Source organism: Yinghuangia seranimata, from assembly GCF_029953285.1.
Taxonomy (GTDB): Bacteria; Actinomycetota; Actinomycetes; order Streptomycetales; family Streptomycetaceae; genus Yinghuangia; species Yinghuangia seranimata.
In genome coordinates this window covers 1-19335 of the sequence record NZ_JASAOI010000022.1, presented here as the reverse complement: position 1 = coordinate 19335, position 19335 = coordinate 1, and the positions used below count along the sequence as shown (strand labels likewise).

Sequence of the window (19335 nt, the reverse complement as noted above, 5' to 3'; positions counted from 1 at the left end):
GTGCGCGGCTGGCCGGTGCCGGACCCGCCCGGTATCGTGCGGGCCGCGCAGTTCGTCCGTGTCGTCCGCTGCCGCCGAGGTGCAGGTGCCGCACGAAGCCGTCCCGTACGACCGGGCCGCTCCTCCCGTCCGGCGCCGCTACGCGCGCCCCGCGCTGGGGCTGCTCGCGGCCGTCGCCGTGGTGTTCGGCGCGCTGGCGCTGATCGGCCGGTGCGCCCGCGACGACACGCCCCTGCGGGTCGGGACGCCGGTCGCGGCGGGCGGGCTGGTGCGTCTCGACGGCGCGGTCGACCTTGCCGACGTGCGCGCGCGGTTGCACGGCGACGGGGTGACGGCCGCCTACGGCCAACCCGGAGCGTCGGCGGCGGACGTCATCGTGGTCGCCGCGGCCGACACCCGCCCCGGCGGCACGGCCGCCAAGCTCGACCGCTTCTACGCCGAACTGCGGGCACACGCCCGGCCCGTCGACCCGGCCGACATCCGCCCGATGGACGCCGGCCCGCTCGGCGGCGTGCTGCGGTGCCACCCGGTCACCTACCTGGCCGGCGGGCTGACGCTGCCGATGTGCGTGTGGGCGGACCGGCACAGCGTCGGCTCGGTGCTCGCGCTGCCGGGCCGCACGGCGTTCGGGACTCTCGACCAACTCGGGGCGCTCACCAGGGAGATGCGTCCCGACATCGAACAGGCGCGGTAGCCACGGCACCGCGCGGGGGAAAACTCCACGAAACGGACGACGCGGCAGCGCCGTCCGAGCATGGGAGAGGAGGGGCGGCGGGGCCGTTCGGCCGCGCCGCGGCGTCTCATGAGCGGAAACGACGGGGACTACCCGGGGTGGGGGCCTCCTTCCGGTAGCGGGCCGCCGCCCGGCGGCTATCCGGGCGGGCCGAGTTCGGGATATCCAGGCGGGCCGCAGATGCCGCCGCCCGGCGGCGGGTACGGAGGACCGCCGGGACCGCCGGGCGGCGGTTACCCCGGCGCGCCGATGCCGCCCGGGGGCGGATACGGCGGGCCCTCGTACCCGTCAGGGCCGCCCGGCCCGCCGTATCCGCCGCCGCGGCCGCCTGGTTCGGCCAAGCGCACCGCCGTCGTCGCGGGCGTGATCGGCGCGGTGGTCGTGCTCGTCGCGGCCGTCGTGCTCGTCCTGGTGCTCAAGAAGGACGACAAGGGCTCGACCGCGCACGGGTCGAACAGCCCGCCGGTCACCGGCACGACGCAGCCCCGCCCGAGCACGTCCGGCGGCAGCAGGTCACCGACGGCGGCACCCAAGGCGCTCACGCTCCCCACGACCATCGACGGGGCGACGCAGCAGGCCGACGCCGACGTGCCACCCGTGGTCCAGGACGTCAACACGGTCTTCAGCCGCGACTTCGACGCCGTGGTCACCAAGGTGTACGGCCCCGCGACCAGCCCGAACGCCAAGATGGTCGTGCTCGGCGCCAAGCGCGGCACCGTCCCGTCCGACTACGTCCGGGCGTTCGTCCCGAAGATCGACAACGCCGTTGAGCAGCAGGTCTCGTGGTCCGACCCGGGGCTCACCCGGTGCTGGACCGCGCAGGGCGCCACGGCCTGCATGTGGGGCGACGACAAGAACGTGCTCTACGTGAGCAGTCCGCAGAGCGTCACGCTGACCGTCAAACTGATCGAGAACATCTACTTCGGCCGCGCCGGCTGACCCGACGCCGACAACGCCGACGGCCCCCGTTCCCGGTGCGGGAACAGGGGCCGCGGCACAGGTTCGTGGCGGTGGCCGGAGCGCTCAGGCGCTCTTCTCGCGCCGCTCGCGCTTGACGATCTCGCGCGGCACCAGCGTCGGGTTGACGTGCTTGAGGACGACGTCGTGGGTGATGACGACGCGGGCGATGTCCTTGCGGGACGGCACCTCGTACATCACCGACATCAGCACCTCCTCCATGATGGCGCGCAGACCGCGGGCTCCGGTGCCCCGAAGGATCGCCTGGTCGGCGATCGCCTCCAGCGCCTCCATCTCGAAGTCCAGCTCCACGCCGTCCAGTTCGAACAGCCGCCGGTACTGCTTGACCAGCGCGTTCTTCGGCTCGGTGAGGATCTGGATGAGCGCCTCGCGGTCGAGGTTGTGCACCGAGGTCAGCACCGGCAGGCGGCCGATGAACTCGGGGATCATGCCGTACTTGAGCAGGTCCTCCGGCATGACCTCGCCGAACGCGTCGGCGGTGTCGATGTCGCGCTTGGAGCGGATCTGCGCGCCGAAGCCGATGCCCTTCTTGCCGACCCGGCCCTCGATGATGCGCTCCAGACCCGCGAACGCGCCGCCCACGATGAACAGCACGTTCGTCGTGTCGATCTGGATGAACTCTTGGTGCGGGTGCTTGCGGCCGCCCTGCGGCGGGACGCTCGCGGTGGTGCCCTCGAGGATCTTCAGCAGCGCCTGCTGCACGCCCTCGCCGGACACGTCCCGGGTGATCGACGGGTTCTCGCTCTTGCGGGCGATCTTGTCGACCTCGTCGATGTAGATGATCCCGGTCTCGGCCTTCTTGACGTCGTAGTCGGCCGCCTGGATCAGCTTGAGCAGGATGTTCTCGACGTCCTCGCCGACGTAGCCCGCCTCGGTCAGCGCCGTGGCGTCCGCGATCGCGAACGGGACGTTCAGCATGCGTGCCAGCGTCTGGGCCAGCAGGGTCTTGCCGCAGCCCGTCGGGCCGAGCAGCAGGATGTTCGACTTCGCCAGCTCGACGCCGTCGCCGCCCTTGCCGCTCTCGCCGGCCTGCACCCGCTTGTAATGGTTGTAGACGGCGACCGAGAGCGCCTTCTTGGCGACCTCCTGGCCGACGACGTACCCGTCCAGGAACTCGCAGATCTCGCGGGGCTTGGGAAGCTCTTCGAACTTCAGCTCGGAGGACTCGGAGAGCTCCTCCTCGATGATCTCGTTGCACAGGTCGATGCACTCGTCACAGATGTACACACCCGGACCGGCAATGAGCTTCTTCACCTGCTTCTGGCTCTTACCGCAGAACGAGCACTTGAGCAGATCGCCACCGTCACCGATGCGTGCCACGAGGTGCATCTCCTTCGCCTGGGCCCCGGTGTGAGAACCGGACCTGGTGCCTGGTCTTTCGACGGTACCCCGCCGCAAACGCCCGTCCCCCGGTTTTGCCCCCACCGGGGGTCATTCGGGTGGGCAACCGCTCCCTCGAACCGCGGTCGCCACCCTGTTACCGCCGGAAACGGGCCCATCGGCCGGTCGAAACCGTTCGACCGGCCGATGCCGCCGTCATCCGGACGACCGGGGCGACTTCCGCGGCGAGGTGATCTCGTCGATGAGGCCGTACTCGCGCGCCTCTTCGGCGGTGAGGATCTTGTCGCGCTCGATGTCCTCGCGCACCTGGTCGAGCGAACGGTTGCTGTGCTTGGCGAGCATCTCCTCCAGCAGCGAGCGCATGCGCAGGATCTCGTTGGCCTGGATCTCCAGGTCCGACACCTGTGCGCGCCCAGTTTCACTGTACGGCTGGTGGATGAGGATGCGGGAGTTCGGCAGCGCCATTCGCTTGCCCGGCGTGCCGGCGGCGAGCAGGACGGCCGCGGCGGACGCCGCCTGGCCCATGCACACCGTCTGGATGTCCGGGCGGACGAACTGCATCGTGTCGTAGATGGCGGTCAGCGCGGTGAACGAGCCGCCGGGCGAGTTGATGTAGATCGAGATGTCGCGGTCCGGGTCCATCGACTCCAGCGTGAGCAGCTGGGCCATCACGTCGTTGGCCGACGTGTCGTCGATCTGGACGCCGAGGAAGATGATGCGCTCCTCGAAGAGCTTCGCGTACGGGTCGTAGCGCTTGATGCCCTGCGACGTGCGCTCTTCGAACTGCGGGACGATGTAGCGGCCCTCGGCACGCCCCGGCATGTACGCCTGGGCGTCGGGCCTCGGGAAGGGGAACGACAGGTCGGTCATGGCTTCAGATCCTCCGGACTGCTGCTGCTGGTTGGCTCGGCGGCGGGACGGGCCCGTCGGATCGCTCAGCTCGCGCTGCCGTTGCTCGGCACCTCGCGGGCGCTGATGACGACGTGGTCCACGAGGCCGTACTCCTTCGCCTCGGCCGCGGTGAACCAGCGGTCGCGGTCCGAGTCGCGCTCGATCTCCTCGTACGTGCGCCCGGAGTGCTCCGCGATCAGCTCAGCCATGCGGCGCTTGAGGCGCAGCAGCTGCTGGGCCTGGATGCGGATGTCCGACGCCGCGCCGCCCAGGCCCGCTGAGGGCTGGTGCATGAGGATCTCGGTGTTCGCGAGCGCGATGCGCTTGCCCGGCGCCCCGGCGGTCAGCAGGAACTGGCCCATCGAGGCGGCCAGGCCCATCGCGACGGTCGAGACGTCGTTGCTGATGAACTGCATGGTGTCGTAGATCGCCATGCCCGCCGTGACGGAGCCGCCCGGCGAGTTGATGTACAGCGAGATGTCCTTTTCCGGGTCTTCGGCGTTGAGCAGCAGCAGCTGCGCCGAGATCGCGTTCGCGATCTGGTCGTCGACCGGCGCCCCGAGGAAGATGATCCGCTCGCGCAGCAGTCGGTTGTAGACCTGGTCGTCGAGCCCCATACCGCCCTGGGGTGCGCGCATGGCGGGCACCGCGAGTCCCGGAGTCACGATCTGCGGATTCGTCACGTATCCACCTGCTCGTTTCCGACGGCAACCCGAGCCGTCCTGAAGTCGACCTTGCGGGGGCACCCGATGCACACGGGTCCGGCCGGGTGCGGCACGGGCCTGCGGTGGTGTCCCCCCTCGTACAGCGACCCTAACGCGCTGATCCGCCGTGACCATCCCCGACGCCGGGCTGTTCGCCCAGAGCGCACCAGCCCGCGCCCATACGCGCGAAGGCGCTCTCGGGGGTATGCGTGAGGGCCCGGCCGCTGGAGGCAGCGGCCGGGCCCTCACACCACGTCACAGGTCGCGAACGGACCGGCGGATCAGTGGTCGTGGCCCTCGTGGCCCTCGTCGTCCGCGTGCAGGTCCTTGCCCAGGTCGACCTCGTTGCCCGACGCGTCGACGGCCTTGGCCGCACCGGCGATCAGGTCGAGCGCCTTGCCGCGCGCCACCTCGCCGACCAGCACCGGCACGTAGCCGGCCTGCATGACCTGCTGGGCGAACTGGTCGGGGCTCATGCCGGACTGCTGGGCACGGGCGATCAGGTGCTGGGTCAGCTCGTCCTGGTTGACGGACAGCTGCTCCTTCTTGACGACCTCGTCCAGCAGGAACTGGACGCGCATGCCCTTGGAGACCGACTCCTCGAGCTCCGCGTCGTACGCCTCGGCGGTCTGGCCCTGGATCTCCAGCCACTTCTCCAGCGAGACGCCCATCATGGCGAGCTGCTGGTCCATCTGGTCCTTGCGCTGCTGGATCTCGTCGGCGACGACCTTCTCCGGCAGCGGGACCTCGACGAGCTCGAGGAGCTTCTCGAGGACCTTGTCGCGGCCGTCGTTGATCTGGTCGTGCGCCTTGGTGTGCTCCAGGCGGGTGCGGACGTCGCCCTTCAGCTCGTCCAGCGTGTCGAACTCGCTGGCCAGCTGCGCGAAGTCGTCGTCCAGCTCCGGCAGTTCCTTGGTCTTGACCGAGGTGACGGTGACCGTCACGTCCGCGGTCTGACCCTCGCCGCTGCCGCCCTGCAGGTCGCTGGCGAAGGTCGCGGTCTCGCCGGCGGACAGGCCCTCGACGGCCTCGTCCAGGCCGTCGAGCATGGTGCCGCTGCCGACCACGTACGAGAGACCCGACGCCACGCCGTCCTCGAGGACCTCGCCGTCGACCTTCGCCTCGAGGTCGAGCACCACGGTGTCGTCCTTGGCGGCGGCGCGCTCGACGACCTTGAGCGAGCCGAAGCGGTCGCGCAGCTGGCCGAGCTGCTCCTCGATGTCCTCGTCGGAGACCGCGAGGTCGTCCACGGTGACCTCGATGCCCTCGTACTCCGGGACCTCGATGGTCGGGCGGGTGTCGACCTCGGCGATGAACTTCAGGTCCGCGCCGTTCGACAGCTCGGAGACCTCGGTGACCTCGGTCACCTCGGGCTGGCCGAGCACGCGCAGCTCGTTCTCCTCGACGGCCTTGCCGTACGACGAGGACAGGATGTCGTCGAACGCCTCGACGAAGACGGCCTCGCGGCCGAAGCGCTGGTCGATGATGCGCGAAGGGATCTTGCCCTTGCGGAAGCCCGGCACCGTGATCGACTGGCTGATCTTCTTGTACGCCGCATCGAGGCTGGGCTTGAGCTCCTCGGAGGGAACCTCGACGGTGAGCCGAACCCGGGTCGGGTTCAGAGTCTCCACGGCGCTCTTCACGGTTGGGTCTCCTTGTTGCGGGCGGCTGTGCTGACCTGTGCTTCTGGTTGCCTTCGGCCAGGCGCGATCGGTTGGTATGCGGGTGCGCTGGGGGCGGTTGTCCGCACCGGACGAATGGTCGGGGCGGGGAGACTCGAACTCCCGATCTCCTGCTCCCAAAGCAGGCGCGCTAGCCACTACGCTACGCCCCGTGGCGCTCGGAAGAGTCTAGAGGACGCCACGCTACAGTTTGCACTGCCTTGTTTGGCGCCCTTGCCTGCGGTCCGCACACGACCCCGGCTGATCCGGTACCCTAGGCACCGAGCGCCCGGCGTGAGCCGGACGCTGTTTCACATGCGGATGTAGCTCAATGGTAGAGCCTCAGTCTTCCAAACTGATTACGCGAGTTCGATTCTCGTCATCCGCTCTCTGAGATATCGGCCCTGACCTGCGGCGACGCGGTGTCGGGGCCGATGTGCGTCCGGGGGGTTCGGCGGCGGAGCCAGGGGGCGCCGGCGAGGGCCAGGACGAGGGCGAGGGTGCCGGCGGCGACCGGGACGAGGTAGCCGGCGGCGGCGCCGTGGCCGTCGACGACCATGCCGCCGAGCGAGGATCCGGAGGCGACGCCGAGGGCCAGACCGGTCATGGTCCAGGAGATGCCCTCGGTGAGCTGGCGCTCGGGGACGAACTGGCCGACGAGGGACATCGTGGTGACCATCGTCGGGGCGATCGACAGGCCTGCGAGGAAGAGCGCGCCGGCGACGTACCAGAGGTTCACGGCGAAGGCGAGCGGCACGAGGCTCGCGGCCATCACGGCGACGCCGACCAGGAAACGGGTGGCGGCGCTGCCGCGCGGCTTGACGAGGCCGAAGGCGATGCCGGCGACGCAGGAGCCGAAGGCGTAGACGGCGAGTGCGGCGCTGGCGAGGCCCTTGTGGCCGTCGTCCTCGGCGAAGGCAACGGTGACGACGTCGACGGAGCCGAAGATGGCGCCGGTGGCGGCGAAGGTCAGGACGAGGACGCGCAGGCCGGCCGAGCGGATGGCGGAGCCGTGGTTCTCGCCGTCGTGGACCCGGACGGGCGGCTCGGTGCGGCGCTGCGCGCAGAAGAGGACCGAGCCGACGGTGAGGAACGTGGCGGACAACAGCACGCCGGCCTCGGGGAAGACCACCGTGGACAGGCCGACCGACAGGATCGGGCCGGCGATGAAGCACAGCTCGTCGACCACGGACTCGAACGAGTAGGCGGTGTGCAGCCGCTGCGGGTCGCCGCGGTAGATGTGCGTCCAGCGGGCGCGGACCATCGAGCCGTAGGTGGGCATGCACCCGATCGGGAGGGTGGCCGCGAAGAGCGTCCAGTCCGGGGCGTCGAGGCGCGCGCAGAGCAGCAGCGCGGCGCAGCCGCCGACGGTGACGACGGTGGCGGGGAGCGCGACACGGCGCTGGCCGTACCGGTCGACGAGGCGGGATATCTGCGGGCTGAAGAAGGCCCCGGAAAGCATCATGACGGCGGTGACGGCGCCCGCGAGGCCGTAGGAGCCGCGCATCTGGGAGAGCATCGTGACGATCCCGATGCCGGTCATCGAGAGCGGCATCCGGCACAGGAATCCCGCGGCGGAGAACGCCAGGGCGCCGGGCGCCTCGAATATTCGGCGGTACGGGGCCAGCACGCGTGCTCCTGGGCTCGGGACGGGAACGATTCTGCGGGGTCTCAGGCTACGCGCGTGGCGGGCGCGGGCCGACGCCAGGATAGTCGTTTGTTTGGATTCAAACGATATGCATGGCGGCTGATGCGGCCAGGGTCACGGGCCGCCGGACCGCTTCGTCCTGGCTTCGTGGCCGGATCTCGGATATGACGAAGCGTCACATCCTGAAGGAGGCGCGCACGATGCTGTCCGGCGAGAAGATCCTGATCACCGGCCCCGCGGGGCAGATCGCCTATCCGCTGACCGAGTACCTCGCCAAGGACAACGAGGTGTGGGGCATCGCCCGGTTCTCCAACCCGGACGACCGCGCCAAGGTCGACGCACTCGGCGTGACCACGCGCGCCGTGGACCTCGGCGCCGCGGACTACAGCGAGCTGCCGGACGACTTCACCTACGTGCTGCACCTGGCCACCTTCCAGGCCCCCGGCCTGGACTACGACGAGGCCCTCCGGGTCAACGCCGAGGGCACCGGGCTGCTGCTCCAGCACTGCCGCAAGGCCAAGGCCGCGCTGGTCATGTCGACCGCGTCGGTGCTCAGGCCGCACGAGGACCCGATGCACGTGTACACCGAGACCGCGGCGCTCGGCGACGCCAACGTCGCGCACGCGCCCACGTATTCGGTGTCCAAGACGGCAGAGGAGGCGGTCGCGCGGTTCTGCGCCCGGGCGTTCGACCTGCCGGTCACCATCGCGCGCATGAACGCGTCGTACGGCCCCAACGGCGGCCTGCCCACCCACCACCTGACCGCCGTCCTCGAGGGCCGCCCGGTGGTGACCCGGTGGGACCCGTGCATGTACAGCCCCATCCACCAGGACGACATCAACACGCAGGCCGCCGCGCTGCTGGCCGCCGCGTCGACGCCCGCCACGGTCGTCAACTGGGGCGGCGACGAGCCGGTGAGCGTCCAGGAGTGGACGGCCTACTTCGGCGAGCTGACCGGGAAGACCGCCGAGGTCCAGGTCGTTGAACAGCCGGGGACGCTGCGCGGGCAGGTGCAGGACACCGCCAAGCGCGCCTCGTTCACGGGCCCCTGTGCGGTGGATTGGCGTGAAGGCATGCGCCGTACCGTGGAGGCCTGGACATCCCGCGAGAACTCGTAGGACCGCATAGCACCGCATCGACGGAAGGACAGCGGCAGTGAGCCTGCTCGACACCTCTATCGCCCGCCTCGACGGCACCCCGGCCACGCTCGGCGAGCTGACCGGCGGCAAGCCCGCGCTGATCGTCAACGTCGCCTCCAAGTGCGGGCTCACGCCGCAGTACACCGGCCTCGAGCAGCTGCAGAAGGAGTACGGCGACCGCGGCTTCACCGTGCTCGGCGTGCCCTGCAACCAGTTCATGGGGCAGGAGCCCGGGTCGTCGGAGGAGATCGCCGAGTTCTGCTCGACGACCTACGGCGTGAGCTTCCCGCTGACCGAGAAGATCGAGGTCAACGGCGAGGGCCGGCACCCGCTGTACGCGGTGCTGACCGAGGCGCCCGACGCCGAGGGCAAGGCCGGCGACGTCCAGTGGAACTTCGAGAAGGTGCTGATCACGGCCGACGGCGCCGTGGCCGGCCGGTTCCGCCCCACGACCGACCCGCACGACCCGGCGCTGGTCGCGGCGATCGAGGCGCAGCTCGCCTGACGCGCCGCCCGGAACGCACGGAAGCCCGCCGCCCCCGGCGGCGGGGGTGCCGGGGTGCCCGCCGCCGCGCCGCGGGCCGCGCCGCCGGCACCGCCCGGACCCCCGCCTCCCGAGGAGGCGGGCTTCCGTGTGTCCAGGCCGCCGCGAGGCGGCGGGCTCAGCTCGGGTCGGCCGAACGGCGCCGGCGGCTGACCCCGACGGCCGTCGCGGCGACGCCGAGCAGCAGCGCCGCACCCGCGCCCAGCACGATCGGCGTGCTGCTCGAGCCGCCGGTCTGCGCCAGCGGCGGCCCGGTGACCTCGGCCGGCGGCGACGCGGGCGGGGCGCTCGTCGTCGGGGTGCCCGGCGTCTCGCGCGGCTTGGGCGGGATCACGGTCTCGCACGGCGGGACGGGCGGCGCGGGCGGCAGCGGCTTGCCCGGCGTCGCGGGCGGCGTGGGAGTCGTCGGAGTGTTCGGCGTGGCCGGGGTGCCGGGGGTGTCCTTGCCCGGCAGGCAGCCGGTGAAGCCCATGTGGTGGGTCTCGGCGCCGGGGATGGTGACGAGTTCCTTGGCGATCACCGAGCCGTTGAGGTGGCCGGGGGCGATCTGCGAGCCGCCCAGGGCGCGGCCGAACTCGACCTTGGCGTACGGCGCGAGGATCGTGCCGGGCCACGACGTGCCGTTCTTGAGCACCGAGGTGGCCTCGGGGAGGTTCCACAGCAGCTTGCTGCGGACGTCCTTGAAGGCCGCGCTGCCGGCGCCGTAGTCGTCGGTCACCCACGCGTTGGCGGCCGGGTCCCACAGGTTGACGTGGTAGGTCGCGACGCCGGTGCGGGCGTTGGCGTCCATGTTGTACGCGCCGCCCAGCACGTTGATCACGGTGGAGGCGCCGGCCGGCACCTTGATGTCGATCTCGGGAGCGTTCTGCAGGTCCGCGGCGTTGACCGCGAAGACGTTGAGCCTGGCGTCCTTGCCCTCGAACAGCAGCGACTGGCCGGGCTTGCCGGGCTCGACCATGGGGTGGCCGACGCTGCCGTTGCGCGTGGTCTCGGCGAGGCCGCGCGAGAGCGTGCGCAGCTTCGCGAACTCGGCCGCGAAGTCGACGGGCGACGCCCCCTGCTTGGCCGCGCCGTCCACCGCGAAGTTGGCGGTGTGCCGGTCGACGAGCTTGCCGTAGACACCGGGTCCGGCCAGCACGACCTGGTTCGCGTACAGCGTCCCCGCGACGACCATCGCGTCGCCGCCAGGCAGCTTCTTCAGGTCGGCGGGGGTCAGCCGCGAGCCTATGGAGAAGCCCTGGTTCGTCGCGCCGTCGCCGAAGTACGCGTCGCCGCCGACCGCGACGGCGCCCTCGGAGTCCGAGTACCGGGTCGCGTCCCCGGCGACGAACTCGGCGTACAGCCCGGCGGTGCCGAGCGGGTTCGCGGCACAGACGGGGGCGGTGGCGGCGGACGCGGACGGGGTCACGGCGAAGGCCAGACCACCGGTCACCGCGAGAGCCGCCGCTGCTGCGGGCATGCGCATGCGGAGGTCTCCAGACCTGGAGCGGAGTGGGAGGGTCGCGAGGGCGACGGGGAGACTCTCCGGCCTGGGCTGATGCACCGTCAACTGCGACAGGACAGGGCGAACCCGGCGGATCAGGAGACACTTCCTTAAGCGCCTCTAAAGGTGTGACGCAGGTCACGAACACCCTTGCGATGCGGGCCGATTCCCGCATTCCGGGCGGCCCGGAACAGCCAGGCCGAACGGCTGAAAAGCGGCCGTCAGCGCCGCCGGATCAGCACCACCGCACGGTCGTCGGCGATGTTGCCGCTCGCCGAGTCGACGATGCGACGCGCGCCGTCCAAGAAGTCGTCGGAGACCAGCTTCTCGGCCTCGCCGAGCAGCCGGTCGATGCCCACGTCGATGTCCTGGCCGGGCAGTTCGACCATGCCGTCGGTGAAGAGCAGCAGCGCGTCGCCCGCCCGCAGTTCGCCCGTGACGCTGCCGAACGTGGCGCCCGGGATAATGCCGAGCAGCGGCCCCTCCGCCTCGCTGACCTCCCAACGCCCCGACGCCGCGACCCAATGCGCGCCGGGCGGGTGTCCGGCCGACAGCAACTGGTACTTCCCCGTCTCCAGGTCGATGGCGACGTGCACGGCGGTGGCGAAGCCCTCGTCCCAGCCCTGCCGCATGAGGTAGTCGTTCGCGGCCGGAAGGAAGCCGCGCGGCGGCAGCGAGCCCAACAGCCCGCCGAACGCGCCGGACAGCAGCAGCGCCCGGGTCCCGGCCGCAAGGCCCTTGCCGGACACGTCGATCAGCGCGATCTCGAGCGTGCGGCCACCGCGCCGGCCCCGCGTGGCCACCACGAAGTCGCCGGAGAACGCGGTCCCGCCGGCCGGCCGTATGACGACATCCGTGTGCCACTGCGCCGGCAGTTCCGGCACCAGGCCGTGCGCGCGCAGCCGGTCCTGGAGGTCGAACAGCATCGACTCACCGCGTACTCCACGCAGTCCGAGCCGCGTCCGCTTGCGCGCTACGAACAACACCATGAAGGCCACGACGGCGACCACGCCGACGGCGCCCGGGGTGACCTGGTCCGGCTCACGGGCGCGCTCCTCGGCGAGCAGCACGCCGGCGCACGCCCCGTAGAGCAGCAGCAGGCTGGGCATGCTCAACACGAGACCGCCGATGATCACCGGAATCACGAGCATCGTGACCGGGAACCACGCGTCGTCGACGTCGGGCAGCAGCCCGCACATCGTGACCACGGCCAGCAGCAGCACCAGCAGGAACCGGTCGGACGGCAGCAGGACATGCCGTCCCCAGAACATCAACTGCCGCGCTCGACGGGCGAGTCGCCGCACTCGCGATCGCCTCGTCTGCGCCATTGCGCGACCCTACCGAGACCGTAGCGCCACGTCGACAAAGTCAGCCAACAGTGATGCGCGTAACCGGCACGTATCAGCAGAAATTCAGTCGCCTTTCGCCGATCCGCCTTGATAGGCAGGCCTGATGAGCAGTGATCCTGGTCACCGATCCCCCATCAGCGTGCGTCCCTCCGACCCCGGGGCATGGGACGCCTGGAACGCGGTCCTGGCACACGCGTTCGGCGAAGAGGAGCCCCCGGAACGCGCCGCCTTCTTGGAGTCCGTCCGCGAGCCGGAGCGGTGCGTCAGCGCCTATCTCGGCGCCGACCTGGTCGGCGTCGCCGCCGCGTTCTCCTTCACCATGACCGTTCCCGGCGGCGCGGCGCTGCCGGTCGCCGGCGTCACCGCGGTCGGCGTGATGCCGACCGCCCGCAGGCGCGGCACGCTCCGTGCCATGATGCGCCACCAACTCGACGGACTACACGAAGGCGACGGGGAGTTCCTCGCCGCCCTCACCGCGTCGCAGCCCGACATCTACGGCCGCTTCGGGTACGGCCTCGCGACCTGGCGCATGTCGCTCCGCACCCCGTCCGGCCCCGGCCGTCTGTCCACCGCGGGCCTGCCCGTGGACGCGGTGCGGATCCGCCTCGCCGACCCCGCCGAGGCGCTGCCCGACTGCCTCAAGGTGTACGAGGAACTGATGCCCGTCCGCCCGGGGGTGATGCTCCGGAGCGGTGGCTGGGAGAAGCGCCACCTGGTCGCCCCGTTGGGCGAGCACGCGTCGCCGCTGCGTTGTGTGCTGGCCGAGACCGACGGGCAGATACGCGGCTACGCGTACTACGCCGTCGCCCCGCACTGGGACCAGGGCGGGGCGAACGGCACCACCGTGGTCCGCGAGGTGTTCGCGACCGACCCGGTCGTCCGGGTCGCGCTGTGGCGGTACCTGTTCGAGCTCGACCTGATGACGTCGCTGCAGGTCGACAACCTCCCGGTCGACGACCCGCTGCTGTACCGGCTCGCCGACCCGCGGGCCGCCAAACCGTCGGTCATGGACGGCCTGTTCGTCCGGCTCGTCGACGTGGGGCGGGCGCTCGCCGCACGCACGTACAGCGCACCGGTCGACGTGGTACTCGACGTCGCCGACGAGTTCTGCCCGTGGAACGCGGGCCGTTGGCGGCTGGTCGGCGACGAGCACGGCGCGCGTTGCGAGCGCACCTCGGACGCGGCGGACCTGGCGCTCGGGGTGCGCGGGTTGGGCTCGCTGTACCTGGGCGGCGTCTCGGCGGCGGCGCTCGCGCAGGCCGGGCGGATCACGGAGACGAGGCGAGGCGCGCTGGCGCACGTGAACCGGGCGTTCGCGCACGACCCGAAGCCGCTGATGGCCTTCGGTTTCTGAACGGGAGCGCGGCTCGGGCCGCGCGCGGTCAGGCGGCTCGCGGCTTGCGCCGTGCGCGGGCCTTGCGCTGGCAGGTCGGGCACCAGAACAGGTTCCGGCCTGCCAGCCCCTCGATGCGGACCTCGGTGCCGCAGACCAGGCACGGCATCCCGGTGCGCCGGTAGACGTACACCTCGCCACCGTGGTCGTCCTTGCGCGGCGGGCGGCCCATGGCCTCGGGGGTGTGCTCGGGGCGCACCGTGTCGATGCGGTTGAGGCGGACGCCCTCGGCCATCAGCTCGACCAGGTCCGCCCACATGGCGTCCCACGTCGCGCGCTTGACCAGGCGCCCCTCGCGGTGCGGGTCGAGGCCGGCGCGGAACAGCGCCTCGGCGCGGTAGACGTTGCCGACGCCGGCCAGCACCCGCTGGTCCATCAGCAGCTCGGCGATCGGCTTGGCGCTGCGCTGGATGCGCGCCCACGCCAGGGCGGGGTCGGCGTCGGGCCGCAGCGGGTCGGGGCCGAGGCGGGCGTGCACGGTGTCCTTCTCGGCGCGGGTGACGACCCGGCAGGTGTTGGGGCCGCGCAGGTCGGACCAGGCGTCCTCGCCGACGATGCGCAGCCGCACGACGCCGACGACCGGACCCGGTCCCACACCGCCCGCGGGGTCCTCGACCTCCGCGAACTCGCCGAACCGGAAGACGCCGGCCAGGCCGAGGTGCACGTGGATCCACTGCTCGCCGGGGAACTCCAGGAACAGGTGCTTGCCGTGCGCCTCGGCGCCGACCAGCTCCTGCCCGTCGAGCAGCGCGGCGCCGTCGGAGAACCGGCCCTGCGGGCTGGACAGCGCGACGGGGCGGCCGGCGAACCGGCGGGCGTGCTCGTTCGCGAGCCGGTGGATCGTGTGTCCTTCGGGCACGGCGGGACCCCTTTCGGCGGCATGCCAAACAAGCGGCGGTACCCCCGAACGTACCGGATCGCACCGACATGCCGACGGCCCGGCACCGGCGCCCGAAGGCGCCCGTACCGGGCCGTGCGGTGAGGGTCGGAACGTGTTCTGCGATGCCTCGTGACGAGGGTTGTGGTGCCGCGTGCGCGCCCGGCGAGGACGCGCCGGGAGGCGTCAGGCCTCGGGCAGCGGGGGCAGCTCGCCCGTCGTCTCGTAGGCGCTCATCTGGTCGATGCGCTTGATGTGCCGCGGCGCCTCGGAGAACGGGGTGTCGAGGAAGACCTGCACGAACTTCGCCGCCTCGTCCTCGGTGTGCATGCGCGCGCCGATGCTGATGACGTTGGCGTTGTTGTGCTCGCGGGCCAGCGCCGCGATGTCCTCGCGCCACACGAGGGCGGCACGGATGCCCTTGACCTTGTTCGCGGCGATCTGCTCGCCGTTGCCGGAACCGCCGATGACGATGCCGAGGCTGCCCGGGTCGGCGGCGACCGCCTCGCCCGCACGCAGGCAGAACACCGGGTAGTCGTAGGCCTCAGCCTGGACGGCGGGGCCGCAGTCGACGGCCTCGTGGCCGTTGGCGGTGAGCCATCCGATGAGGTGCTGCTTGAGGTCGTAGCCGGCGTGGTCGGAGCCGAGGTAAACACGCATGGCAGCAGTCTCTCAGGCCCCCGCGGGGTTCTCACCTCGCGGGGTCCTGTCGAGGGCCGCCGCGGCTTTTCGCATGGTTCGCGGCGGGGTGTCCCGGGTGCCCCGGACGCCCGGTCAGTAGCGGTATCCGCCCGCGCTCGGCGGCATCGACGGGGGCGGCGGGGCGGACGCGGACGGCAGGCTCGCGGCCGCGTAGCCGCTGCTCACGGCCATGACGCACACCAGGCCGACGGCCCAGCCGGTGACCAGCCCGTAGCCGGCGCCCTCGGTGACGACGTTGAGGTACTGCATGAGGGAGCGCTGGCTCTCGTCGTAGCGCGTCAGGCTGTCGCCGGCGATGGTCAGGTACGTGACGCCGTACACGGCGCCGCCGATCACCAGCGCGAACCAGCCGGAGATGAACGTATTGAAGCCGGGCCGCCGCGCGGCGATCGCGATCACCACGCCGACCGCGACGACGAGCAGGATCGCGCCGACCAGCATGCCGGCCATGACCTTGCCCTGGACGTTCTCGAACTTGTCGCTCTTGTCGACGATCCAGTGCGGGAAGGAGATGCGGGCGACCAGCTGCCAGCCGGAGTTCTTGCCCGAGTCGTAGTGATCGAGGAGCTTGTCGTACAGCCACTGGTTGCCGAGTCCGGCGACCAACAGGAAGGCGGTGAGGGTTCCGGCCACCGCCGCGCGCCGTGTCTGCCCCGTATCCATGGCGCGGATGCTAGGCCGTGTGCTCGGGCGGCCGGAAGGCTTTCACAGCTATTGCCGGAAATCCGAGGGCTCTCCGGAAATCCCCGGAGAGCCCTCGGTGTTCGCGGTCTTCCGCGGCGTCAGCCGCGCGGTCCCCGGACCCGGTCGACAACCTTCCAGGCGGTCGGCAGCAGGCCCATCGCCAGGGCGATCTTGAGGGCGTCGCCGAGCAGGTAGTCGCGCATGCCGATGTCGTACGCCTTGGACAGGCTGATGCCCAGGTCGTGCGCCAGGTAGCTGACACCCGCCGCGTAGATGACGGCGTTGCCGAGGAGCATCACACCGGCGGTGCGCAGCGCCCCGCGGTCGGCGCCGCGGCGGGCCAGCGCGCCGGCCAGCGCCGCCGCGCCGAGGAACCCGACGAGGTAGCCGAACGTCGGCATGCCGGTGCCGGAGGTGCCCTCGGCGAACCACGGCATGCCGGCCGCGCCGGCCGCCAGGTAGAGCGCCATCGCGGCGAGCCCGCGCCACGCGCCGAGCGCGGTGCCGGCGAGCAGGACGGCGAAGGTCTGGCCGGTGACCGGCACGGGCGACCCGGCGATCGGAATCGACAGCTGGGCGGCGAGGCCGACGAAGCCGGCGGCGCCGCCGACCAGCACGGCGTCGCGCACGAGCGCGCCGCGGAACGCCTGGGCGGGCACCAGGTCGGCGAGGACGATCGGGTGGGAACTGGGCAGGGCGGTGCTCACGGAGCCTCCACACTCGGGATCAGTTGCGGGACTCCGTGAACGTACCGAAGCGGGTTAACGACCGTTAATGTCGGGGTGCACAACGCACCCGGCCCGGATCTTGTCGAACCCCGCCACAGCCCTCCCCCCGCGCGTCACAGCTGCATGGACTTCACTTCCAGGTACTCCTCCAGGCCGTAGCGGCCCAGTTCGCGCCCGTTGCCCGACTTCTTGTAGCCGCCGAACGGCGCGAGCGGGTTGAACGCGCCGCCGTTGATCTCGACCTGGCCGGTGCGCAGCCGGCGCGCGAACGCCAGGGCCTCCTCCTGGGTGCCCGCCCACACCGCGCCGGACAGGCCGTAGTCGGTGTCGTTGGCGATGCGCTCGGCGTCGGCCTCGTCGGCGTACGCCATGACGGACAGCACCGGACCGAAGATCTCCTCGCGGGCGACGGTCATCTCGGGGGTCACGTCGCCGAACACCGTGGGGCGCACGTAGTAGCCGGTCTCGACGCCGTCCGGACGCCCGGAGCCGCCGGCGACCAGCGTCGCGCCCTCGTCGACGCCGCGCGTGATGTAGCCCTGCACGCGCTCGTACTGCACGGCCGAGACCATCGGGCCGATCTTGCCGTCGAGCGCGGCGGCCGCCTCGGCGGCGATCTCGACGGCGCGCGCGTGGTCGTCGCGGTGCACGAGCATGCGGGTCAGCGCGCTGCAGGTCTGGCCCGAGTTGAGATAGGCGCCGTTGACGCCGGCGCGCACCGCCTTCTCCAGGTCGGCGCCGGGCAGGATGACGTTGGCCGACTTGCCGCCGAGTTCGAGCGCGACGCGCTTGACGGTCGGCGCGGCGAGCTCGGCAACGCGGGTGCCGGCACGTGTCGACCCCGTGAAGGAGACCATGTCGACGTCCGGGTGCGCGGCGATCGCCTCACCCACCACCGGGCCGGTGCCGGAGACCAGGTTGACGACGCCGGCCGGGATGCCGGCCGCGTCCAGGATCTCCAGGAACAGGTAGGCGGCGGTCGGGGCGACCTCGCTCGGCTTGAGCACGACGGTGCAGCCGGCCGCGAGCGCGGGCCCGACCTTGTTGGTGATCTGGTGCAGCGGGTAGTTCCACGGCGTGATCGCGCCCACCACACCCACGGGTTCGCGCACCACGAGGGAGTTGGCGATGCGCTCCTCCCAGGCGAACTCCTCGGCGAGGCGCACGTAGCTGCCGAGCACGCCGATCGGCAGGCCGACGTGCACCCGCTGGGCGAGCGGCGCGGGCGCGCCGAGGTCGCGGACCACGGCTTCGGCCATCTCGGCGGCGCGCTCGGCGAGCAGGTCGCGGACCTTCGCCAGGTGGGCGGCGCGTTCGGCGGGCGGCGTCGCGGCCCACGCCGGGAACGCGCGGCGGGCCGCGGCGACGGCGCGGTCGACGTCCTCGGAGGTGCCCTGCGGCACCGTCGCGTGCACGCGCTCGGTGGCGGGGTCGACGACCTCGATCACCGACGTGCCGCTCGACGGCGTCCACACGCCGTCGATGTAGATGGTGTCGTACGCGGTCACTTCGCCCTGCTGTGCGGCCTGCTCGGTCATGCGGTGTGGCCCTCCTCGTCCGGCTGTTCGCCTCGTCCGCACCGTACGTCGAACGCGCTGAGAGGTCACCCCTCACCCCCGTCGCACACGCTTTCTGCATAGGATCTCTAATTGCAAATGACTTGCAGGTGAGAATCTCTCGGAGGAAGCCATGACGTACACGCTGCCGGAGCTGCCGTACGACTACACGGCGCTGGAACCGGTGATCAGCGGCGAGATCATCGAGCTGCACCACGACAAGCACCACGCCGCGTACGTCAAGGGCGCCAACGACACGCTCGAGCAGCTCGCCGAGGCCCGCGACAAGGACCAGCTCGGCGGCATCGTCGGCCTCGAGCGCACACTGGCCTTCCACCTCGCCGGCCACGTGCTGCACTCCATCTACTGGACCAACATGTCCGGCGACGGCGGCGGCGAGCCCGGCAGGGACGGCGCCGAGGGCGAGCTGCGCGAGGCCCTCGACGAGCACCTGGGCGGCTTCGCGAAGTTCAGGAGCCAGCTGACCAGAGCCACCGCGACGACGCAGGGCTCCGGCTGGGGTGTGCTCGCGTGGGAGCCGCTCGGGCGGCGCCTCATCGTCGAGCAGGTCTACGACCACCAGGGCAACATCGGCCAGGGCGCGGTCCCGCTGCTGGTGTTCGACGCCTGGGAGCACGCGTTCTACCTGCAGTACCGCAACGTGAAGCCGGACTTCGTCGACGCCATGTGGAAGATCGTCAACTGGCAGGACGTCGCCGCCCGGTTCGCCCGAGCGAAGGCCGCCGGCGCGCTGGTCTGACGCGGCACCGACCCCCCGGGAGGACGTGACTCCCGGGCGCCTTTCGGAGTGGTCGTCTTCCCAACGCGGCTTCGGTGAGGCACGCGGCGGGGGCCGCCGCGGCCCCCCCCCCCCCGGGGGGGCCGCCACCCGGGGGGGGGGGGGGCCGCGGACGGGGGGCGGGC

General features: G+C 71.5%; 18 protein-coding genes and 2 tRNA genes. 7 read left to right on the top strand and 13 right to left on the bottom strand.

Annotated elements, in window-relative coordinates; genetic code table 11:
* Positions 1 to 58: 58 nt before the first annotated feature.
* Both QI554_RS14560 and QI554_RS14555 read left to right on the top strand, forming a co-directional pair.
* Entirely contained in the window at positions 59 to 694 is a 636-nt protein-coding gene (locus QI554_RS14560; protein ID WP_281470065.1) for a hypothetical protein, read from the top strand.
* A 288-nt stretch (positions 695 to 982) separates the two neighbouring features.
* On the top strand, positions 983 to 1672 hold the full coding sequence (locus QI554_RS14555; protein ID WP_281470063.1) for a hypothetical protein: 690 nt from the start codon (positions 983 to 985) through the stop codon (positions 1670 to 1672).
* An 84-nt stretch (positions 1673 to 1756) separates the two neighbouring features.
* Here QI554_RS14555 and clpX read toward each other — a convergent pair whose 3' ends face one another.
* From clpX to QI554_RS14530, 5 genes are all read right to left on the bottom strand, one after another.
* A complete protein-coding gene (gene clpX / locus QI554_RS14550) occupies positions 1757 to 3031 on the bottom strand; it encodes an ATP-dependent Clp protease ATP-binding subunit ClpX (RefSeq protein WP_281470061.1) in 1275 nt (424 codons plus the stop codon).
* Between the two features lie 216 nt (positions 3032 to 3247).
* Positions 3248 to 3922, bottom strand: a complete 675-nt coding sequence (locus QI554_RS14545) for an ATP-dependent Clp protease proteolytic subunit (RefSeq protein WP_281470059.1) — start codon at positions 3920 to 3922, stop codon at positions 3248 to 3250.
* A gap of 65 nt (positions 3923 to 3987) precedes the next feature.
* Entirely contained in the window at positions 3988 to 4581 is a 594-nt protein-coding gene (locus QI554_RS14540) for an ATP-dependent Clp protease proteolytic subunit (protein ID WP_281470323.1), read from the bottom strand.
* Between the two features lie 347 nt (positions 4582 to 4928).
* Positions 4929 to 6290, bottom strand: coding sequence for a trigger factor (gene tig / locus QI554_RS14535; RefSeq protein WP_281470057.1), 1362 nt, complete (start codon positions 6288 to 6290; stop codon positions 4929 to 4931).
* A 115-nt stretch (positions 6291 to 6405) separates the two neighbouring features.
* Positions 6406 to 6481 (bottom strand) — tRNA-Pro (locus tag QI554_RS14530).
* A 144-nt stretch (positions 6482 to 6625) separates the two neighbouring features.
* Here QI554_RS14530 and QI554_RS14525 point away from each other — a divergent pair.
* Positions 6626 to 6696, top strand: a tRNA-Gly gene (locus QI554_RS14525).
* Here the strand turns inward: QI554_RS14525 and QI554_RS14520 are convergent.
* Entirely contained in the window at positions 6688 to 7938 is a 1251-nt protein-coding gene (locus QI554_RS14520; protein ID WP_281470054.1) for an MFS transporter, read from the bottom strand. The two genes, QI554_RS14525 and QI554_RS14520, sit on opposite strands and share 9 nt — an antisense overlap.
* Before the next feature lie 182 nt (positions 7939 to 8120).
* On the opposite strand from QI554_RS14520, the gene QI554_RS14515 reads away from it, so the two are divergent.
* Positions 8121 to 9074, top strand: a complete 954-nt coding sequence (locus tag QI554_RS14515; RefSeq protein ID WP_281470052.1) for an NAD-dependent epimerase/dehydratase family protein — start codon at positions 8121 to 8123, stop codon at positions 9072 to 9074.
* Positions 9075 to 9111: 37 nt separating this feature from the next.
* Positions 9112 to 9600, top strand: coding sequence for a glutathione peroxidase (locus tag QI554_RS14510; RefSeq protein WP_281470050.1), 489 nt, complete (start codon positions 9112 to 9114; stop codon positions 9598 to 9600).
* A gap of 157 nt (positions 9601 to 9757) precedes the next feature.
* Here QI554_RS14510 and QI554_RS14505 read toward each other — a convergent pair whose 3' ends face one another.
* Both QI554_RS14505 and QI554_RS14500 read right to left on the bottom strand, forming a co-directional pair.
* Complete coding sequence (locus tag QI554_RS14505; RefSeq protein WP_281470048.1) at positions 9758 to 11104, bottom strand: choice-of-anchor A family protein; 1347 nt, start codon at positions 11102 to 11104, stop codon at positions 9758 to 9760.
* A gap of 239 nt (positions 11105 to 11343) precedes the next feature.
* A complete protein-coding gene (locus QI554_RS14500) occupies positions 11344 to 12393 on the bottom strand; it encodes a PP2C family protein-serine/threonine phosphatase (RefSeq protein ID WP_281470046.1) in 1050 nt (349 codons plus the stop codon).
* A 181-nt stretch (positions 12394 to 12574) separates the two neighbouring features.
* Between QI554_RS14500 and QI554_RS14495 the strand changes: the two genes are divergently transcribed.
* A complete protein-coding gene (locus QI554_RS14495) occupies positions 12575 to 13825 on the top strand; it encodes a GNAT family N-acetyltransferase (RefSeq protein WP_281470044.1) in 1251 nt (416 codons plus the stop codon).
* Between the two features lie 28 nt (positions 13826 to 13853).
* Here QI554_RS14495 and QI554_RS14490 read toward each other — a convergent pair whose 3' ends face one another.
* The 5 genes from QI554_RS14490 to QI554_RS14470 all read right to left on the bottom strand — a co-directional run bounded on the left by QI554_RS14490 (position 13854) and on the right by QI554_RS14470 (position 18363).
* Positions 13854 to 14723 (bottom strand): Fpg/Nei family DNA glycosylase, encoded by an 870-nt coding sequence (locus tag QI554_RS14490; RefSeq protein WP_281470042.1) that lies wholly within the window; start codon positions 14721 to 14723, stop codon positions 13854 to 13856.
* Between the two features lie 204 nt (positions 14724 to 14927).
* Positions 14928 to 15401, bottom strand: a complete 474-nt coding sequence (locus QI554_RS14485; RefSeq protein ID WP_281470040.1) for a ribose-5-phosphate isomerase — start codon at positions 15399 to 15401, stop codon at positions 14928 to 14930.
* A 114-nt stretch (positions 15402 to 15515) separates the two neighbouring features.
* Positions 15516 to 16106, bottom strand: coding sequence for a hypothetical protein (locus QI554_RS14480; RefSeq protein WP_281470038.1), 591 nt, complete (start codon positions 16104 to 16106; stop codon positions 15516 to 15518).
* 119 nt (positions 16107 to 16225) lie between these two features.
* On the bottom strand, positions 16226 to 16834 hold the full coding sequence (locus QI554_RS14475) for a biotin transporter BioY (RefSeq protein WP_281470036.1): 609 nt from the start codon (positions 16832 to 16834) through the stop codon (positions 16226 to 16228).
* Positions 16835 to 16968: 134 nt separating this feature from the next.
* Positions 16969 to 18363 carry an aldehyde dehydrogenase family protein gene (locus QI554_RS14470; protein WP_281470320.1) on the bottom strand — a complete coding sequence of 465 codons (1395 nt, stop codon included), beginning with the start codon at positions 18361 to 18363 and terminating at the stop codon, positions 16969 to 16971.
* A 181-nt stretch (positions 18364 to 18544) separates the two neighbouring features.
* Here QI554_RS14470 and QI554_RS14465 point away from each other — a divergent pair, with 181 nt between their 5' ends.
* Complete coding sequence (locus QI554_RS14465) at positions 18545 to 19171, top strand: superoxide dismutase (protein ID WP_281470033.1); 627 nt, start codon at positions 18545 to 18547, stop codon at positions 19169 to 19171.
* The last annotated feature ends 164 nt before the right edge of the window (positions 19172 to 19335 follow it).

What these genes read in the sequence shown, in the direction of transcription:
- QI554_RS14545 (WP_281470059.1), bottom strand. Translation starts at nt 3,922, where the DNA reads ATGACCGACCTGTCGTTCCCCTTCCCGAGGCCCGACGCCCAGGCGTAC.
- QI554_RS14505 (WP_281470048.1), bottom strand. Translation starts at nt 11,104, where the DNA reads ATGCGCATGCCCGCAGCAGCGGCGGCTCTCGCGGTGACCGGTGGTCTG.
- QI554_RS14495 (WP_281470044.1), top strand. Translation starts at nt 12,575, where the DNA reads ATGAGCAGTGATCCTGGTCACCGATCCCCCATCAGCGTGCGTCCCTCC.
- QI554_RS14555 (WP_281470063.1), top strand. Translation starts at nt 983, where the DNA reads ATGCCGCCCGGGGGCGGATACGGCGGGCCCTCGTACCCGTCAGGGCCG.
- QI554_RS14540 (WP_281470323.1), bottom strand. Translation starts at nt 4,581, where the DNA reads ATGCGCGCACCCCAGGGCGGTATGGGGCTCGACGACCAGGTCTACAAC.
- QI554_RS14500 (WP_281470046.1), bottom strand. Translation starts at nt 12,393, where the DNA reads ATGTTCTGGGGACGGCATGTCCTGCTGCCGTCCGACCGGTTCCTGCTG.
- QI554_RS14515 (WP_281470052.1), top strand. Translation starts at nt 8,121, where the DNA reads ATGACGAAGCGTCACATCCTGAAGGAGGCGCGCACGATGCTGTCCGGC.
- QI554_RS14480 (WP_281470038.1), bottom strand. Translation starts at nt 16,106, where the DNA reads ATGGATACGGGGCAGACACGGCGCGCGGCGGTGGCCGGAACCCTCACC.
- QI554_RS14485 (WP_281470040.1), bottom strand. Translation starts at nt 15,401, where the DNA reads ATGCGTGTTTACCTCGGCTCCGACCACGCCGGCTACGACCTCAAGCAG.
- QI554_RS14465 (WP_281470033.1), top strand. Translation starts at nt 18,545, where the DNA reads ATGACGTACACGCTGCCGGAGCTGCCGTACGACTACACGGCGCTGGAA.